This is a genomic window from Azospira inquinata (genome assembly GCF_018905915.1).
GTDB classification, from domain to species: domain Bacteria; phylum Pseudomonadota; class Gammaproteobacteria; order Burkholderiales; family Rhodocyclaceae; genus Azospira; species Azospira inquinata.
On the sequence record NZ_CP064782.1, the window covers coordinates 2,647,473 to 2,663,712 of the forward strand.

Annotated in this window: 19 protein-coding genes and 1 tRNA gene; 19 read left to right on the forward strand and 1 reads right to left on the reverse strand. The window is 58.8% G+C overall.

What is annotated here, in order from left to right; translation table 11 throughout:
- The first annotated feature begins 60 nt into the window (after positions 1-60).
- Both greA and Azoinq_RS12105 read left to right on the forward strand, forming a co-directional pair.
- Positions 61-537 carry a transcription elongation factor GreA gene (greA, locus tag Azoinq_RS12100; protein ID WP_216128728.1) on the forward strand — a complete coding sequence of 159 codons (477 nt, stop codon included), beginning with the start codon at positions 61-63 and terminating at the stop codon, positions 535-537.
- Between the two features lie 5 nt (positions 538-542).
- Positions 543-1,025, forward strand: coding sequence for a DUF4149 domain-containing protein (locus Azoinq_RS12105; RefSeq protein WP_216128726.1), 483 nt, complete (start codon positions 543-545; stop codon positions 1,023-1,025).
- A gap of 16 nt (positions 1,026-1,041) precedes the next feature.
- On the opposite strand, the gene yhbY is transcribed toward Azoinq_RS12105, so the two are convergent.
- A complete protein-coding gene (gene yhbY, locus Azoinq_RS12110; protein ID WP_216128724.1) occupies positions 1,042-1,392 on the reverse strand; it encodes a ribosome assembly RNA-binding protein YhbY in 351 nt (116 codons plus the stop codon).
- Positions 1,393-1,427: 35 nt separating this feature from the next.
- Here yhbY and rlmE point away from each other — a divergent pair, with 35 nt between their 5' ends.
- The 17 genes from rlmE (at position 1,428) to nuoF (ending at position 16,228) form a co-directional block, all read left to right on the forward strand.
- Positions 1,428-2,051, forward strand: coding sequence for a 23S rRNA (uridine(2552)-2'-O)-methyltransferase RlmE (gene rlmE / locus Azoinq_RS12115; RefSeq protein WP_216128722.1), 624 nt, complete (start codon positions 1,428-1,430; stop codon positions 2,049-2,051).
- 95 nt (positions 2,052-2,146) lie between these two features.
- The gene (gene ftsH, locus Azoinq_RS12120) at positions 2,147-4,030 is read left to right on the forward strand and encodes an ATP-dependent zinc metalloprotease FtsH (RefSeq protein ID WP_269751299.1); all 1,884 of its coding nucleotides are present in this window, start codon (positions 2,147-2,149) and stop codon (positions 4,028-4,030) included.
- Between the two features lie 86 nt (positions 4,031-4,116).
- Positions 4,117-4,968 (forward strand): dihydropteroate synthase, encoded by an 852-nt coding sequence (gene folP, locus Azoinq_RS12125; protein WP_216128720.1) that lies wholly within the window; start codon positions 4,117-4,119, stop codon positions 4,966-4,968.
- 29 nt (positions 4,969-4,997) lie between these two features.
- A complete protein-coding gene (gene glmM / locus Azoinq_RS12130) occupies positions 4,998-6,359 on the forward strand; it encodes a phosphoglucosamine mutase (RefSeq protein ID WP_216128718.1) in 1,362 nt (453 codons plus the stop codon).
- A 104-nt stretch (positions 6,360-6,463) separates the two neighbouring features.
- On the forward strand, positions 6,464-7,501 hold the full coding sequence (gene pstS, locus Azoinq_RS12135; RefSeq protein WP_216128716.1) for a phosphate ABC transporter substrate-binding protein PstS: 1,038 nt from the start codon (positions 6,464-6,466) through the stop codon (positions 7,499-7,501).
- Positions 7,502-7,564: 63 nt separating this feature from the next.
- Entirely contained in the window at positions 7,565-8,527 is a 963-nt protein-coding gene (gene pstC / locus Azoinq_RS12140) for a phosphate ABC transporter permease PstC (protein WP_216128714.1), read from the forward strand.
- A 10-nt stretch (positions 8,528-8,537) separates the two neighbouring features.
- On the forward strand, positions 8,538-9,455 hold the full coding sequence (pstA, locus tag Azoinq_RS12145) for a phosphate ABC transporter permease PstA (RefSeq protein ID WP_332460829.1): 918 nt from the start codon (positions 8,538-8,540) through the stop codon (positions 9,453-9,455).
- 24 nt (positions 9,456-9,479) lie between these two features.
- The gene (pstB, locus tag Azoinq_RS12150; protein WP_216128713.1) at positions 9,480-10,262 is read left to right on the forward strand and encodes a phosphate ABC transporter ATP-binding protein PstB; all 783 of its coding nucleotides are present in this window, start codon (positions 9,480-9,482) and stop codon (positions 10,260-10,262) included.
- Between the two features lie 127 nt (positions 10,263-10,389).
- Positions 10,390-11,127 carry a triose-phosphate isomerase gene (tpiA, locus tag Azoinq_RS12155; protein WP_232368480.1) on the forward strand — a complete coding sequence of 246 codons (738 nt, stop codon included), beginning with the start codon at positions 10,390-10,392 and terminating at the stop codon, positions 11,125-11,127.
- Positions 11,124-11,516: a preprotein translocase subunit SecG gene (secG, locus tag Azoinq_RS12160; protein WP_216128709.1), complete on the forward strand. Its 393-nt coding sequence runs from the start codon at positions 11,124-11,126 to the stop codon at positions 11,514-11,516. The genes tpiA and secG overlap by 4 nt, the downstream gene beginning before the upstream one ends.
- Positions 11,517-11,564: 48 nt before the next feature.
- Positions 11,565-11,650 (forward strand) — tRNA-Leu (locus tag Azoinq_RS12165).
- Between the two features lie 58 nt (positions 11,651-11,708).
- Entirely contained in the window at positions 11,709-12,083 is a 375-nt protein-coding gene (locus Azoinq_RS12170) for an NADH-quinone oxidoreductase subunit A (protein ID WP_216128707.1), read from the forward strand.
- Positions 12,084-12,086: 3 nt separating this feature from the next.
- Positions 12,087-12,563, forward strand: coding sequence for a NuoB/complex I 20 kDa subunit family protein (locus tag Azoinq_RS12175; protein ID WP_216128705.1), 477 nt, complete (start codon positions 12,087-12,089; stop codon positions 12,561-12,563).
- Positions 12,564-12,578: 15 nt separating this feature from the next.
- Positions 12,579-13,172, forward strand: coding sequence for an NADH-quinone oxidoreductase subunit C (locus Azoinq_RS12180; protein ID WP_216128703.1), 594 nt, complete (start codon positions 12,579-12,581; stop codon positions 13,170-13,172).
- 1 nt (position 13,173) lies between these two features.
- The gene (locus Azoinq_RS12185) at positions 13,174-14,427 is read left to right on the forward strand and encodes an NADH-quinone oxidoreductase subunit D (protein ID WP_216128701.1); all 1,254 of its coding nucleotides are present in this window, start codon (positions 13,174-13,176) and stop codon (positions 14,425-14,427) included.
- Positions 14,427-14,900: an NADH-quinone oxidoreductase subunit NuoE gene (gene nuoE / locus Azoinq_RS12190; RefSeq protein ID WP_216128699.1), complete on the forward strand. Its 474-nt coding sequence runs from the start codon at positions 14,427-14,429 to the stop codon at positions 14,898-14,900. Before Azoinq_RS12185 ends, nuoE begins: the two co-directional genes overlap by 1 nt.
- Positions 14,900-16,228 carry an NADH-quinone oxidoreductase subunit NuoF gene (gene nuoF, locus Azoinq_RS12195; protein ID WP_216128697.1) on the forward strand — a complete coding sequence of 443 codons (1,329 nt, stop codon included), beginning with the start codon at positions 14,900-14,902 and terminating at the stop codon, positions 16,226-16,228. The genes nuoE and nuoF overlap by 1 nt, the downstream gene beginning before the upstream one ends.
- Positions 16,229-16,240: the final 12 nt, after the last annotated feature.

Consider the following 16,240-nt stretch of genomic DNA (forward strand, 5'->3'; position numbering starts at 1 on the left):
TTCAGCCGCCGGACGTCCCGCCTCGCGGGCGCCGGCGGTTTTGCTTTGATTGAGAACGCTATGAGTAAGACACCCTTGACCGTGGCCGGGGCCGAGAAGCTCCGCGCCGAGCTGCATCATTTGAAGACCGTGGAACGGCCCAATGTGATTGCCGCCATCGCGGAAGCCCGTTCCCACGGGGACCTGTCCGAAAACGCGGAATACGACGCGGCCAAGGAAAAGCAGGGCTTCGTGGAAGGGCGTATTCAGGAAGTGGAGGCCAAGCTCTCCAACGCCCAGGTGGTGGATCCCCTGACCCTGGATGCGGATGGACGCTGCGTTTTTGGCGCCACCGTGGACCTGGAAGACCAGGATAGCGGTGACCAGGTGACCTACCAGATCGTTGGGGAGGATGAGGCGGACATCAAGAAAGGCAAGATTTCCTATGTCTCCCCCCTGGCCCGGGCCGTGATCGGCAAATACGCCGGGGATCTGGTCCAGGTGCAGACGCCGGGCGGCATCCGGGAATACGAAATCCTGGACGTTCGTTACCAATAAGCGCAATGAGCGCCATGGGGCCCGGATCGGCCTGGTTGAACGGCCTGCGCCGCCTGCTGCTCACCGCCTGGGTGGGTAGCCTGTGGGGGGTGGGCTATGTGGTAGCTCCCACCCTCTTCCAGATAGCGCCCAGCCGGGTTTTGGCTGGGGAAATTGCGGGCCATTGCTTCTGGTGGGTGGGGGTGATCGGTCTGGTTTGTGGCGCCTTGCTGCTGCCCCTGGCCTTGACCGCTCCGCCTTCCCGGGACCGTGCCCGGGGCGTGGCCTTGGTGCTGGTTCTGGCGGTGGGCAGCCTGCTACAGCTATTCTATTTTCAGCCCCATATTGCCGCCATTAAAGCGGCCATTGGGCCCGTGGATCCGGCACTGAGCCCGGCGGCAGCCCTATTTGCCCGCTGGCATGGTTTTTCCAGCGTGGCTTACCTGCTACAAAGCCTGGCGGGAGCCCTGTTGGTTGCTTGGGGGGAAGCCCCCTGGCGGGGGCGGTAGAAGGAAGGCGGAACGTCTAGCTCTGAAAGCTGCGTTTGCTGCGGCGCTGATTTCTTCCCGGGGTACGGCGGGCGGCTGCGGCAGCCTGGGCATCTTCCGGGGCGGGGCGATAAACCACCAGTAGCTTGCCGATATGTTGTACGGGGGCTGCATCCAGTTGGGTGCAGATATCGTTCAGGTATTGTTCCCGAACTTCCCGGTCATCGTTGTAGACCCGCACCTTGATTAACTCGTGGCTTTTCAGGTTGGCGTCAATTTCTTTCAGCACATTTTCCGTGAGGCCGTGCTGGCTGATGCTGACGACGGGATTGAGGGCGTGGGCACGGGCTTTGAGGGCCCGGCGTTGTACGGGGGAGAGGGAAAGCATGGGAACTACCTGTTTCAAAAAGCGGATTCTAGCGGATGGCACGTACTAAGACTAGCAAAGCGTGGATGCACGAACACGTTACGGATCAATTTGTGCAGCGGGCCAAGGCCGAAGGCTGGCGTTCCCGGGCGGCGTTCAAGCTCATGGAGATTGACGAAAAGGACAAGCTCCTGAAGCCCGGGGAAATCGTGGTGGATCTGGGGGCGGCCCCGGGGGGGTGGTCCCAGGTGGCGGGGCGCCGTATTGGTGACCATGGCCGGGTGTTCGCCATCGATCTGTTGGAAATGGGTGGCCTGCCCGGGGTGGATTTCCTCCAGGGGGACTTTCGGGACGAGGAGGTGCTGCACCGCTTCGAAGCCATGGTGGGAGACCGGCCGGTAAGTCTTGTACTTTCCGATATGGCCCCCAATATATCCGGTATTCCCACCTCCGATCAGGCCCGTTCCATCTATCTCTGTGAATTGGCAATGGATTTTGCCAAAACCCATTTGAAACCGGACGGCGCTTTTTTGGTCAAAGTATTTCAGGGGGAAGGGTTTGACGACTTCCTGCGGGCCATGCGGGAAAGCTTTCAGACCGTGGTTACCCGTAAGCCAAAATCCTCCCGGGACCGGAGCGCGGAACTCTATCTGCTGGGGCGCCGTCCCCGGCGTAGCTGAGCTTTAGAGGCGTCCCTGTCTTGTGGCGGAAGCATTTCGGTTTAGAATGAAACCTTTGTAGCAGTCGGTCGCCAGGCGCGGCAAGAGGAGCAAACTTGAACAATATGCTGAAAAACTTGGCTATCTGGCTGGTGATCGGTCTGGTGCTCATGACCATCTTCAACCAGTTCAACAACCGCCAGGCGGCCCAGAACTCCATTGATTATTCCCAATTCATCGAAGAGGTGAAGCAGGGGCATATTTCCAAGGTGGTGATCGAAGGCCGGGTGCTCAAGGCCACCACCCCCGAAGGCAAGAAACTCACTTCCTACGCACCTCCCGACCTCTGGCTGGTCTCCGACCTGTTGAAGAGCGGGGTGCGGATTGAGGCCAAGCCGGAGGAAGAACCCTCCATGCTGATGAATATTTTCGTTAGCTGGTTCCCCATGCTGTTGCTCATCGGTGTCTGGGTGTTTTTCATGCGTCAGATGCAGGGCGGCGGCAAGGGCGGTGCCTTTTCCTTCGGCAAATCCCGGGCCCGGATGCTGGATGAATCCAATAACAGCATTACCTTTGCGGATGTGGCCGGCTGCGACGAAGCCAAGGAAGAAGTTTCCGAGCTGGTGGATTTTCTAAAAGATCCCTCCAAATTCCAGAAGTTGGGCGGCCGTATTCCCAAGGGCGTGCTCATGGTGGGCAGCCCGGGGACGGGGAAGACTTTGCTGGCTCGGGCTATCGCCGGGGAAGCCAAGGTGCCTTTTTTCTCCATTTCCGGTTCCGATTTCGTGGAAATGTTTGTCGGCGTAGGGGCAGCCCGGGTCCGGGACATGTTCGAAAACGCTAAGAAGCATGCGCCCTGCATCCTCTTTATCGATGAAATTGATGCGGTGGGGCGGCAGCGGGGCGCAGGCCTGGGCGGCGGTAACGACGAGCGGGAACAGACCCTGAATCAGCTGCTGGTGGAAATGGACGGTTTCGAAGGCCATACGGGCATCATCGTCATCGCCGCCACCAACCGTCCGGACGTACTGGACCCGGCCCTGCTGCGGCCCGGTCGCTTTGACCGCCAAGTGGTGGTTCCCTTGCCCGATATCCGGGGCCGGGAAGAAATTCTTAAGGTCCACATCCGCAAGGTGCCGGTGGCCGGTGACGTGCGGGCGGACATCCTGGCCCGGGGGACCCCCGGCTTTTCCGGGGCCGATCTGGCCAATCTGGTCAATGAAGCCGCCCTCTTTGCCGCCCGCGGTAACAAGCGGCTGGTGGATATGGATGACTTCGAAAAGGCCAAGGATAAGATCATGATGGGCGCCGAACGGCGCAGCATGGCCATGAGCGAGGACGAAAAGCGCAACACCGCTTACCACGAGTCTGGCCACGCCGTGGTGGCCAAGCTGGTGCCCAAGTCCGATCCGGTGCACAAGGTCACCATCATTCCCCGGGGCCGGGCCCTGGGCCTCACCATGCAATTGCCCGAGCAGGATCGTTACGCTTACGACCGGGAATATCTGATGAGCCGCATTGCGGTACTCTTCGGTGGCCGGGTGGCGGAAGAACTGTTCATGCACCAGATGACCACCGGGGCGTCCAACGACTTTGAACGGGCCACCCAGATGGCCCGGGACATGGTGACCCGTTACGGTATGTCCGATGTGCTGGGGCCCATGGTTTATGGGGAAAACGAAGGGGAGGTGTTCCTGGGCCGCTCCGTCACTACCCACAAGAATCTTTCCGAAACCACCATGCAGGCCGTGGATAAGGAAATCCGCCGCATCATTGACCAGCAATACGAGCTGGCCAAGCGCCTGCTGGAGGAAAACCGGGACAAGGTGGAAGCCATGGCCGGGGCCCTGCTGGAATGGGAAACCATCGATGCGGACCAGATCAACGACATCATGGAAGGTAAGCCCCCCCGTCCCCCCAAGCAACCATCCTCCGGCAATAAGCCCTCCGTCGGCGGTGACACTCCGGGAGCGGAACCCAACGTGGCGGCCACGGCCTGAGGCAGATAAGCGCCACCTAGGCTTGTATAATGGATCAGGCCGGAAGCCATGCTTCCGGCCTTTTTTATGGCTACGATTTTTCCTCTATGAATATTTTGCAGTGTGGCAAATTTCAGCTGGATTGCTCCCGGCCCCGAGTCATGGGCATCGTCAATCTCACCCCGGATTCCTTTTCCGGGGATGGGCTGGCAAAGGATCGGGAGCGGGCCATCGCCCACGCCCATGCCCAGATCGAAGCGGGGGCGGAGTTGCTGGATCTGGGGGCGGAGTCTTCTCGACCGGGGTGTGAGCCGACCCCTTTAGATGAAGAACTAGGCCGCCTTCTGCCCGTGGTTAAAGCCTTGGCGGGCTGTGGTGTGCCCCTTTCCATCGATACCTACAAGCCGGAAGTGATGGCGGCCGTCCTGGAAGCCGGGGCGGACATGATCAACGACATTTACGGCTTTCGCCGTCCGGGCGCCTGGCAGGCGGTGGCTGATTCCGATTGCGGTCTATGCATCATGCACATGCAGGGTGAGCCCCGGGATATGCAGGCCCGACCCGCCTATGGGGATGTGGTGACCGAGGTGGTGGATTTTTTTCAGGAGCGCCTGGAGGAAGCCGACCAGCTTGGGATTGAGCGGCGCCGCATTACCCTGGATGCGGGCTTCGGCTTTGGCAAAAGCGTGGCCCACAATCTGGACCTGCTGGGACGCCTGGAAGAAACCCGGGTAGGAGGGCTGCCCCTGTTCGTGGGCATGTCCCGCAAATCCATGATCGGCGCGGTGACCGGCCGGCCGGTGGGGGAACGGGTGTTTGGTAGCGTAGCCGCCGCCCTCCTGGCTGCCCAAAGGGGGGCGGCCATTATCCGGGTTCATGATGTGGCGGCGACCCGGGACGCCCTGGCTGTGTGGCAGGCGGTGGAAGGGACAGAAATTCCCGCCCCTGGGAAAAATTGAGCGACGAAAATCAGGTAGGAGCGAAAACCATGGGTCGTAAATATTTTGGTACGGATGGTGTGCGGGGCCGGGTGGGGGAATTCCCCATTACCCCGGAGTTTGTGCTGCGTTTGGGCTACAGCGCGGGTCAGGTGCTGGCGGCCCAGGCAGGGAAGGGCGCCGGCGAGCGCCCAGCCGTCCTGATCGGCAAGGACACCCGGATTTCCGGCTATATGCTGGAAGCGGCCCTGGAAGCCGGCTTTGCCTCTGCGGGGGTGGATGTGTGTCTGGTGGGCCCCCTGCCCACCCCGGCGGTGGCCTATCTCACCCGGGCTCTGCGCCTGGATGCGGGCATTGTCATTTCCGCTTCCCACAATCCCTATTTCGATAACGGCATCAAGTTTTTCTCCGCTCTAGGCACCAAGCTGCCCGATGAGGTGGAATTGGCCATCGAGGCGGGGATCGATGCCCCCCTCAATTGCGTGGCCTCCGCCAAGTTGGGCAAGGCCCGGCGCATCGGTGACGCCCGGGGCCGTTACATCGAATTCTGTAAAAGCACCTTCCCCAATGATCTGGACCTGCGGGGCCTGAAAATCCTGGTGGATTGTGCCCACGGGGCCACCTATGACGTGGCCCCCCAGGTTTTCCACGAGCTGGGGGCTGAAGTGAGCACCATCGGGGCGGCGCCTGATGGCATGAACATCAACAAGGAGGTGGGGGCCACGGCCCCTTCCGCCCTGCGCAAGGCGGTCCTGGCCCAGGGCGCCGATCTGGGGCTGGCGCTGGATGGGGACGGGGACCGGCTCCTGATGGTGGACGGGGAGGGCAATCTGTATGACGGGGATCAGCTGCTCTTCGCCATTGTGAAGGACCGCCTGCGCCACGGCCCGGTGGCCGGGGTGGCGGGTACCCTGATGAGCAATCTGGCCCTGGAACATGCTCTGGAAGGCCTGGAGGTGCCCTTTGCCCGGGCCGCCGTGGGGGACCGCTATGTGCTGGAGCTGCTTCAGCAACGTGGCTGGCTCTACGGCGGGGAAAATTCCGGCCATATTCTTTGCCTGGATAAGCACAGCACGGGGGACGGCATTGTGGCTGCCTTGCAGGTGCTTACCGCCCTGCGCCAACAGGGGGGCACCCTGAAGTCCCTGCTCTCCGGGTTGGTGCTCTATCCCCAGCGCCTGATCAATGTGCCCATGCCCAAGGGTTTCCCCTGGAAGGAACATCCGGCCATCAAAGCGGCCCAGGTACGGACCGAGCAGGCCCTGGCAGGAACGGGGCGAGTGCTGCTGCGGGCCTCCGGTACTGAGCCCCTGCTGCGGGTCATGGTGGAAGGCCGGGATGAGGCCCAGATCGAAGGCCTGGCCCAGGATTTGGCCGATGTGGTGCGGCAGGTGGTGGAGGAAGCGGCCTGAGCCCGGTCATCTTCCGGTCCCCAATGTGACAGGGATGTAATATTTCCTTAATACGTTCCGCCTAAACTCCAAAGCTCGCAATTCACATTGATCGGAGAGATCTCATGTATCTGAAGTGGCTTGGTGTTTCTGCGCTGTCTTTTGGGGTGCTGGCGGCTCCCGTTCACGCTGCCGAAATGACCGGCGCCGGTGCGACTTTCCCGGCCCCGATTTACGCGAAATGGGCTGAGGCTTACGAGAAGGCCACTCACAACAAACTGAATTATCAGTCCATCGGTTCCGGTGGCGGCATTAAGCAAATTAAGGCCAAAACCGTGGATTTCGGTGCTTCCGATATGCCTCTGAAGCCTGAGGAACTGGCCAAGGACGGCCTGGTTCAGTTCCCCACCGTGATCGGCGGGGTGGTGCCGGTGGTGAATATCCGTGGGGTGCGCGCCGGTGAACTGCACCTGACCGGCCCGGTGCTGGCGGAAATTTTCCTGGGCAAGATTACCAAGTGGAACGACAAGGCTATTGCTGCCCTGAATCCCAAGGTGGCCCTGCCTGCTGCCGATATCGCTCCGGTACGCCGTGCGGACGGTTCCGGCACCTCCTTCATCTTCACCAACTATCTGTCCAAGGTCAGCCCGGAATGGAAGCAAAAGGTGGGTGAAGGTACGGCGGTGCAATGGCCCGTGGGCATGGGCGGCAAGGGGAATGAAGGGGTGGCTGCCTTCGTGCAACGTCTGCCTAATTCCATCGGTTATGTGGAATACGCCTACGCCAAGCAAAACAAAATGTCCTACACCCTGTTGCAGAATGCGGCTGGCCACTTCGTGGCTCCGGATGACGTGACCTTCAAGGCGGCTGCCGCTGGTGCCGAATGGGACAAGTCTGCTTTCTACGAAATCCTGACCAATGAAAAGGGTAAGGATGCCTGGCCCATCTCCGGTGCCACCTTCATCCTGGTGCACAAGACCCCGGAAAAGCCCCAACAGGTGGCTGAAGTGCTGAAGTTCTTTGAATGGTCTTACAAGAACGGCGGCAAGATGGCCCAGGATCTGGAATACGTGCCCCTGCCCGACTCCCTGGTGAAGCTGATCCACGCTTCCTGGGGCAACATCAAGGATGGATCCGGCAAGCCGGTCTATTCCGCCAAGTAAGTTTCTCCTGTAGCAGTAATACCCGCACCCTGATTCGGGGTGCGGGTTTTTCCTGGTATCGAAATGAAATCACTCATCGCCAGAATGTTGCCCGGCCGCCATGTGGGGGACTGGGTGTTCTTCAATCTCACCCGGTTTTTCGCCCTGCTGACCCTGTTGATGTTGGTGGGGATCATGATCTCCCTGACCTACGGGGCTTGGCCGTCTATCCATCGCTTCGGTTTCGGCTTCCTGGTTTCCGGTGACTGGAATCCCCCCATGGAGAAATTCGGGGCCCTGATTCCTATCTACGGGACCCTGGCGACTTCTCTGGTGGCCCTGGTTATTGCGGTGCCGGTGAGTTTCGGTATCGCCATGTTTTTGACTGAACTGGCGCCCACCTGGCTACGTCGCCCCTTGGGGGTGGCGGTGGAACTCCTGGCGGGGATTCCCAGTATTGTTTATGGCATGTGGGGCCTGCTGGTGTTTGCTCCGGTGTTTTCCCAATACGTCCAGCCGGTGCTGGCCAGCACCCTGGGCAAGGTTCCCCTCCTGGGGACCCTGTTTTCCGGCCCGGCCATGGGGATCGGTATTCTCAGCGCGGGCATTATCCTGGCCATTATGATCATTCCCTTCGTGGCCTCTGTCATGCGGGACGTGTTTGAAATCACCCCGTCTATCCTCAAGGAATCTTCCTACGCCCTGGGGGCGACCACCTGGGAAGTGGTGTGGAATATCGTGTTGCCCTACACCAAGGTAGGGGTGGTGGGGGGCATTATGCTGGGCCTGGGACGGGCGCTGGGGGAAACCATGGCCGTTACCTTCCTGATCGGCAACATGAATTTCTTTAACGGCTTTTCCCTGTTCCTGCCCGGTAACAGTATTGCGTCGGCCCTGGCCAATGAATTTGCCGAGGCGGAGTCCGACATCTACACCTCCTCCCTGATTGAGCTGGGGCTGATCCTGTTCGTGATCACTTTCATCGTGCTCTCCCTTTCCAAACTGCTGCTCCTGCGCTTGTCCCGGCAGGAAGGCGCTAAATCCTGAGGAAATGTCCATGTCTTCCGACTTTTCCGATACGGCGGATGCAGTGGCCTCCGGCCTTTCTCCCCAAAGAAAACGCGCTTACGCCATGACCCTCGCTTTTCGACGCAAACTGATCAACCGCCTGGCTATCGGCCTTTCTATGGTGGCCATGGTTTTTGGCCTCTTCTGGCTCATCTGGATTTTATGGACCACCCTGGAACTGGGGATTTCCGGGCTTTCCTTAAGCCTCTTCACGGAAATGACCCCGCCCCCGGGGAGCGAAGGGGGCTTGCTCAACGCCATTGTGGGGAGTCTGCTCATGGTTTCCCTGGCCACCGCTATTGGTACGCCAGTGGGCATTATGGCCGGGGTCTATCTGGCGGAATACGGCGGCCGGACCTGGCTGGGGCACACCACCCGCTTCCTCAATGACGTGTTGCTGTCTGCTCCTTCCATCATCATTGGTCTTTTTGTCTACGAGGTGTATGTGGCCCAGGTGGGCAATTTTTCCGGCATGGCCGGGGTCTTTTCCCTGGCCCTAATCGTGATTCCGGTGGTGGTGCGGACGACGGAAAACATGCTGCAGCTGGTGCCCAATAGCCTGCGGGAAGCGGCTTTCGCCCTGGGGGCGCCCAAGTGGCGGGTGGTGCTGAAAGTGACCCTGAAGGCGTCTATCGCCGGGGTCATGACCGGGATACTCCTGGCGGTGGCCCGGATCTCCGGGGAAACGGCGCCCTTGCTGTTTACCGCTCTGTCCAACCAGTTCTGGACCTCCGACCTCTTCAAGCCCATGGCCAGTTTGCCGGTGACCATCTTCAAGTTCGCCATGAGCCCCTTCGAGGATTGGCAGCGTCTGGCCTGGGCCGGGGTGTTCCTCATTACCCTGGGGGTGCTGGCGCTCAACATCGTGGCCCGCTCCGTTTTCCGTCGCAAAGCCATTGAACGATAACTTCCGCTATTGATCGAGATTCCCATGAATGCACCTATTGCCCCGGCTGCTTTGCAGACTCAGATTCAATTCAAGGATTTCAACTTCTACTACGGAGGCTATCAGGCGCTCCGCTCCATCAACCTGGAGATTTACCACGGTCGGGTAACCGCTTTCATCGGCCCGTCCGGCTGCGGCAAATCCACCCTGTTGCGTACCATCAACCGCATGTATGACCTGTATCCGGGCCAGCGGGCGGAAGGGAATCTGCTTATCGACGGGGAGAACATCCTGGACCCCTCGGTGGATGTGAATAATCTCCGGAAGCGGGTGGGGATGGTGTTTCAGAAGCCCACTCCGTTCCCCATGTCCATCTACGACAACATCGCCTTCGGGGTGCGCATGCACGAAAGCCTGGGGCGGGCGGAAATGGATGACCGGGTGGAATGGGCCCTGAAAAAGGCGGCTCTGTGGGAAGAAGTGAAGGACAAGCTGAACCAGAGTGGCACCAGCCTGTCCGGTGGCCAGCAGCAGCGGCTGTGCATTGCCCGGGGCATTGCGGTTAAGCCGGAAGTGCTTCTGCTGGACGAGCCTACCTCGGCCCTGGATCCCATTTCCACCATGCACATTGAAGAGCTGGTGTCCGAGCTGAAGGGGGATTTCACCATCGTCATCGTGACCCACAATATGCAGCAGGCGGCCCGGGTGTCCGACTTCACCGCCTATATGTATCTGGGGGAATTGATCGAGTTTGGTGAAACGGACCAGATTTTCATCAAGCCCAAAACCAAGCAGACCGAAGACTACATCACCGGCCGCTTTGGCTGATGGGGCAACGGGTCGCATTGACCCGGCCTGGAGGGAGCAGCTATAATCAAAAAGTTTTATGCTGCCTCCCCAACCCAAAGGACTGTCTGCCCCGATGCGCCGTAAGCTCGTAGCCGGAAACTGGAAAATGAATGGCTCCGTAGCTTTTGCGGAGACTGCCTGCGAGGCCCTAGTGGCTGGCTGGTCGTCTTCCGGGACGGCCGATGTGGCCGTATTTCCTCCTTTTCCCTATCTGGGAACCGTCCAGTCCCGGTTGCGTCATTCCCCCATCGGCTGGGGGGCACAAAACATCAGCCAGTTTCCCGTAGGTGCTTATACGGGGGAGGTGGCCGGTGCCATGTTGCAAGATTTTGGCTGTCGCTATGTCCTAGTGGGTCATTCCGAGCGCCGCTCCCTTTTTGCTGAAGGGGATTCGGTGGTGGCGGCCAAGTTGGCGGCGGCGGTGGAACTCGGTCTGGTTCCTGTGCTGTGCGTCGGGGAAACCCTGGCGGAGCACGAATCCGGTATCGGGATTCAGGTGGTGGCCCGTCAGGTAGAAGCCGGCGTGAGTTGGGTGGACTGGTCCCAAGCTGAAGAAGTGGTTTTGGCCTATGAGCCTGTCTGGGCCATCGGTACGGGCCGGGCAGCCACGCCCGAGTTGGCTCAAGACGTGCATCAAGCCATTCGGCGTACCCTGGCTCGTCTGGCCGGGCCGGAAAAGGCGATGCAGATTCGTATTCTTTATGGCGGTAGCGTCAAGCCGGACAATGCGGCGGCGCTTTTCGCTATGCCGGATGTGGACGGCGCCCTGGTGGGCGGCGCTTCTTTGGTGGTGAACGATTTTTTGGCGATTTGCTCTGCGGTAGCAGGAGATGAGGTGAAATGAATTATCTGTTTTCTATTGTTTTGGTGATCCATCTTCTGGCTGCGGTGGCCATCATCGGGTTGGTGCTGATGCAGCACGGCAAAGGGGCCGATATGGGGGCCGCTTTCGGTGGCGGTAGCTCGGGCAGTCTGTTTGGTGCCACTGGCTCGGCAAACTTCCTGTCCCGTTCTACCGGTGTCCTGGCTGCGGTGTTTTTTGTTACCAGTTTGACCCTTGCCTACATTGCCGCCAATAAGCCGAAAAGTACTGGCGGGGTGATGCAAGAAACGGTACAATCCGCGCCGGCTAACGCAGGGAAGGCAGCGACTAATAATAATGCTGTGGCGCCTGTGCTGCCGTCTAGTTCTTCTTTGCCTGTCGAGGGCAAAGCTAAAGACATTCCCAGGTAAGGGGCTTGTGGGGTGTCTGGTCGATGAAATTTCGATCAGCTAAGTAGTGCCGACGTGGTGGAATTGGTAGACACGCTATCTTGAGGGGGTAGTGACCGTAGGTCGTACGAGTTCGAGTCTCGTCGTCGGCACCAAGTCTGGAGTTCTGCTCAGGACTCTGAAAAATTAGTTACTTTGAGGGATGTAGCAACGATGTTGGAAAATTACCTCCCGATTCTCCTCTTTATCCTGGTTGGCGTGGCCATCGGGGTATTGCCGGTCCTCTTTGGTTGGCTGCTGGCTCCCAGTCGCCCCGATCCGGAAAAACTTTCTCCCTATGAGTGTGGCTTCGAGGCATTCGAAGATGCGCGTATGAAGTTTGACGTGCGCTACTACCTCATCGCCATCATCTTCATTCTGTTCGACCTGGAAATCGCCTTCCTCTTTCCTTGGGCTTCCATTTTCAAGGAAATCATTCAAACGGCTTCCATCAAATGGTTCGGTTTTGCCGAAATGATGGTATTCGTGGCGGTTTTGGTGGTCGGCTACCTCTATGCCTGGATCAAGGGCGCCTTGGAGTGGGAGTAAGTCATGGGCATTGATGGGGTTCTGCAGGAAGGTTTCATTACCACGACTGCCGACAAGCTGATCAACTATGCTCGTACCGGTTCGCTGTGGCCGATGACCTTCGGTTTGGCGTGCTGTGCGGTGGAAATGATGCATGCGGGGTGTTCCCGCTACGACTTGGACCGGTTCGGGATTATCTTCCGCCCCAGTCCCCGTCAGTCCGACGTTATGATCGTGGCCGGTACCCTGACCAACAAAATGGCTCCGGCCCTGCGCAAGGTCTATGACCAGATGCCCGAACCCCGTTGGGTGGTTTCCATGGGCTCCTGCGCCAACGGCGGTGGCTATTATCACTATTCCTACTCGGTGGTGCGGGGCTGTGACCGCATCGTTCCAGTGGATATCTATGTGCCGGGCTGTCCGCCCACGGCCGAAGCCCTGCTTTACGGCCTGGTCCAGTTGCAAAACAAGATTAAACGTACGAGCACCATCGCTCGCTAGACCTAGAGGCTTGTTATGTCCAAGTTGGATGCCCTAGTAGAGAAGCTGCAAAACGTCTTGGGTGACAAGGCCGGTAATATCAAGGTGGCGCTGGGTGAGGTGACCTTGGACGTGGCCCTTGCCGATTACGAAACCGTGGCCCTCCAGCTGCGGGATGGGGACGAACTGAAGTTCGAGCAATTGATCGACCTCTGTGGCGTGGATTATTCCCAGTACGCTGGTGAAGCCAAGCCCGCTGGCCGTTTTGCGGTAGTCTCCAGTCTGCTGTCCGTGACCCATAATTGGCGTCTGCGCCTTCGGGTGCTGGCCGACAATGACGATTTTCCGGTTGTGCCATCCGTGACCGGGATTTGGAATTCCGCCAACTGGTTTGAGCGGGAAGCCTTTGACCTCTTCGGTATCGTTTTCTCCGGCCATACGGATTTGCGCCGCCTGCTGACCGATTACGGTTTTGTCGGTCACCCCTTCCGCAAGGATTTTCCCATTTCTGGCAACGTGGAAATGCGTTATGACCCGGATCAACGGCGGGTCGTCTATCAGCCCGTGACCATCGAGCCTCGGGAAAACACCCCCCGCGTGGTGCGGGAAGAGAAGTACGGGAACGTCTGACATGGCTGAAATCAGAAACTACACCCTTAACTTTGGCCCTCAGCATCCGGCCGCTCACGGCGTACTTCGTCTGGTGCTGGAGCTGGACGGGGAAGTGGTCCAGCGGGCCGATCCCCATATCGGCTTGTTGCACCGGGCGACGGAAAAGCTGGCGGAAACCCGCACCTGGGTTCAGTCCGTGCCTTACATGGACCGGCTCGACTACGTGTCCATGATGGCCAATGAACACGCTTACTGTATGGCCATCGAACGGCTGCTGGGTATCGAAGTTCCCCTTCGTGCCCAGTACATCCGGGTCATGTACGACGAAATTACCCGCCTGCTGAACCACCTGCTCTGGATCGGGGCTCATGCCCTGGACGTGGGTGCCATGGCGGTCATGCTCTACGCTTTCCGGGAACGGGAAGATCTGATGGATGCCTATGAGGCGGTTTCCGGGGCCCGGATGCACGCCGCCTATTACCGTCCGGGTGGTGTCTATCGGGATCTGCCGGACCGCATGCCCCAATACGTGGAGAGCCGCTTCAAGAGCGCGGCCACGGTAAGCAAGCTGAATGAGTCCCGGAGTGGTTCTCTGCTGGATTTCATCGAAGATTTCACCAACCGTTTCCCTGCTTATGTGGACGAATACTCCAATCTGCTGACGGATAACCGGATTTGGAAGCAGCGTCTGGTTAATGTGGGGGTGGTTTCTCCCGAGCGGGCTCTCCAATTGGGGTTCTCCGGCGCCATGTTACGGGGGTCTGGTATTGAATGGGATTTGCGTAAGAAACAGCCCTATGAAGTCTATGACCGCCTGGATTTCGATATTCCGGTGGGGGTCAATGGGGACTGTTATGACCGCTATCTGGTGCGTATGGAAGAAATGCGCCAGTCCAACCGAATCATTAAGCAGTGTGTGGCTTGGCTGCGTGAAAATTCCGGCCCGGTAATTACGGAAAACCACAAGGTGGCGCCGCCCCATCGTGAGGACATGAAGTCCAACATGGAAGAGCTGATCCACCACTTCAAGCTGTTCTCCGAAGGCATCCATGTTCCGGAAGGCGAAGTTTACGCCGCTATAGAACATCCTAAGGGCGAGTTCGGTATTTACTTGGTGTCCGATGGGGCCAATAAGCCTTACCGGATGAAGATTCGGGCGCCTGGATATCCCCATCTGGCCGCCATGGATGAGATGGCAAAGGGACACATGATCGCGGACGTGGTCACGATCATTGGTACGCAAGACATCGTTTTTGGCGAGATTGACCGCTGATGCTGACTCCTGAATCCTTGAAAAAGATTGATCGCGAGATAGCCAAATATCCTGCGGATCAAAAGCAATCCGCCATCATGGCGGCCTTGGCTATCGCCCAGGAAGAAAAGGGCTGGCTGGCGGACGAAACCATTGAGTTCGTGGCCAACTATCTCTCCATGCCCCCTATGGCGGCCATGGAAGTGGCGACCTTCTACAACATGTATGACCGTCGTCCGACGGGTAAATACAAACTGACGGTCTGCACCAATCTGCCCTGTGCCCTGTCCGGCGGCGAACATGCCGGCGAATATCTGAAACAGAAACTGGGTATCGATTACGGCGAAACCACGGCCGACGGCAAATTTACCCTGATGATGGGTGAGTGCATGGGCGCCTGCGGCGACGCCCCGGTCATGTTGGTGAATAACCACACCATGTGCAGTCACATGGCTCCCGAAGAAATTGATCGTCTGCTGGCGGAGTTGAAATAATGGCCATCCTGGGTGCGATTTCCCCTACGCTGACTGAAGGCTGGAACGGGGATGAAGGTTGGAGCCTGAAAGATTACGTGGCCCGTGGTGGCTACGAGGCGCTGAAAAAAATCATCGCCGAAAAAATTCCTCAGGAGCAGGTGATCGCGGAAGTTAAAGCTTCCGTCCTTCGGGGCCGGGGCGGTGCGGGTTTTCCCACCGGTCTGAAGTGGAGCTTCATGCCCCGTTCTTTCCCCGGGGATAAGTACATCGTCTGTAACTCCGACGAAGGGGAGCCGGGTACTTTCAAAGACCGGGACATTCTGCGCTACAACCCCCATTCCGTGATCGAAGGTATGGCCATTGCCGCCTACGCTATGGGGGCGACCCGGGGTTACAACTACATCCACGGGGAAATCTGGGAAGTTTATAAGCGCTTCGAAGCGGCCCTGGACGAAGCCCGGGCTGCTGGATTCATCGGTCAGCACATTCTGGGCTCCGATTTCAGCTTCGAACTCTTCGCCCACCACGGTTACGGTGCTTACATCTGCGGTGAAGAAACCGCCTTGCTGGAATCCATTGAAGGCAAGAAAGGGCAGCCCCGCTTCAAACCGCCGTTCCCCGCGTCTTTCGGCCTGTACGGCAAACCCACCACCATCAACAACACGGAAACCTTTGGCACCATTCCCTTCGTGTTGCGTCTGGGGGCAGAAAAATACCTGAATCTGGGCAAGCCCAATAACGGCGGTACCAAGTTGTTTTCTGTTTCCGGTCACGTCAATCGTCCCGGTAACTACGAAATTCCCCTGGGGACGCCGTTCTCCCAGTTGCTGGAAATGGCCGGGGGGGTTCGGGGCGGTCGCAAGCTCAAGGGGGTTATCCCTGGTGGTTCTTCCGCGCCGGTACTGCCTGCGGACATCATCATGGATTGCACCATGGACTATGACTCCATCAGCAAGGCTGGCTCCATGCTGGGTTCCGGTGCGGTCATCGTCATGGACGATAGCACCTGCATGGTCAAGGCCCTGGAGCGTTTGTCCTTCTTCTATCACGAAGAATCCTGCGGCCAATGCACACCCTGCCGGGAAGGAACGCCCTGGCTCTATAAGGTGGTGCATCGCATCGAACACGGCCTGGGGCGTCCGGAAGATCTGGACCTGCTCATCTCGGTGTGCGACGGCATCATGGGACGCACTATTTGCGCCCTGGGGGATGCGGCCGCCATGCCGGTGAAAGGCTTCCTCAAGCACTTCCGCGACGAGTTCGCCTATCACATTGAACATAAGACCTGCTTGGTTCCCAAAGATGTGCAATGGGCGGGCAGCGGCTTCTTCAAAGCTCAGAATTAAGGTTTCGCTGAT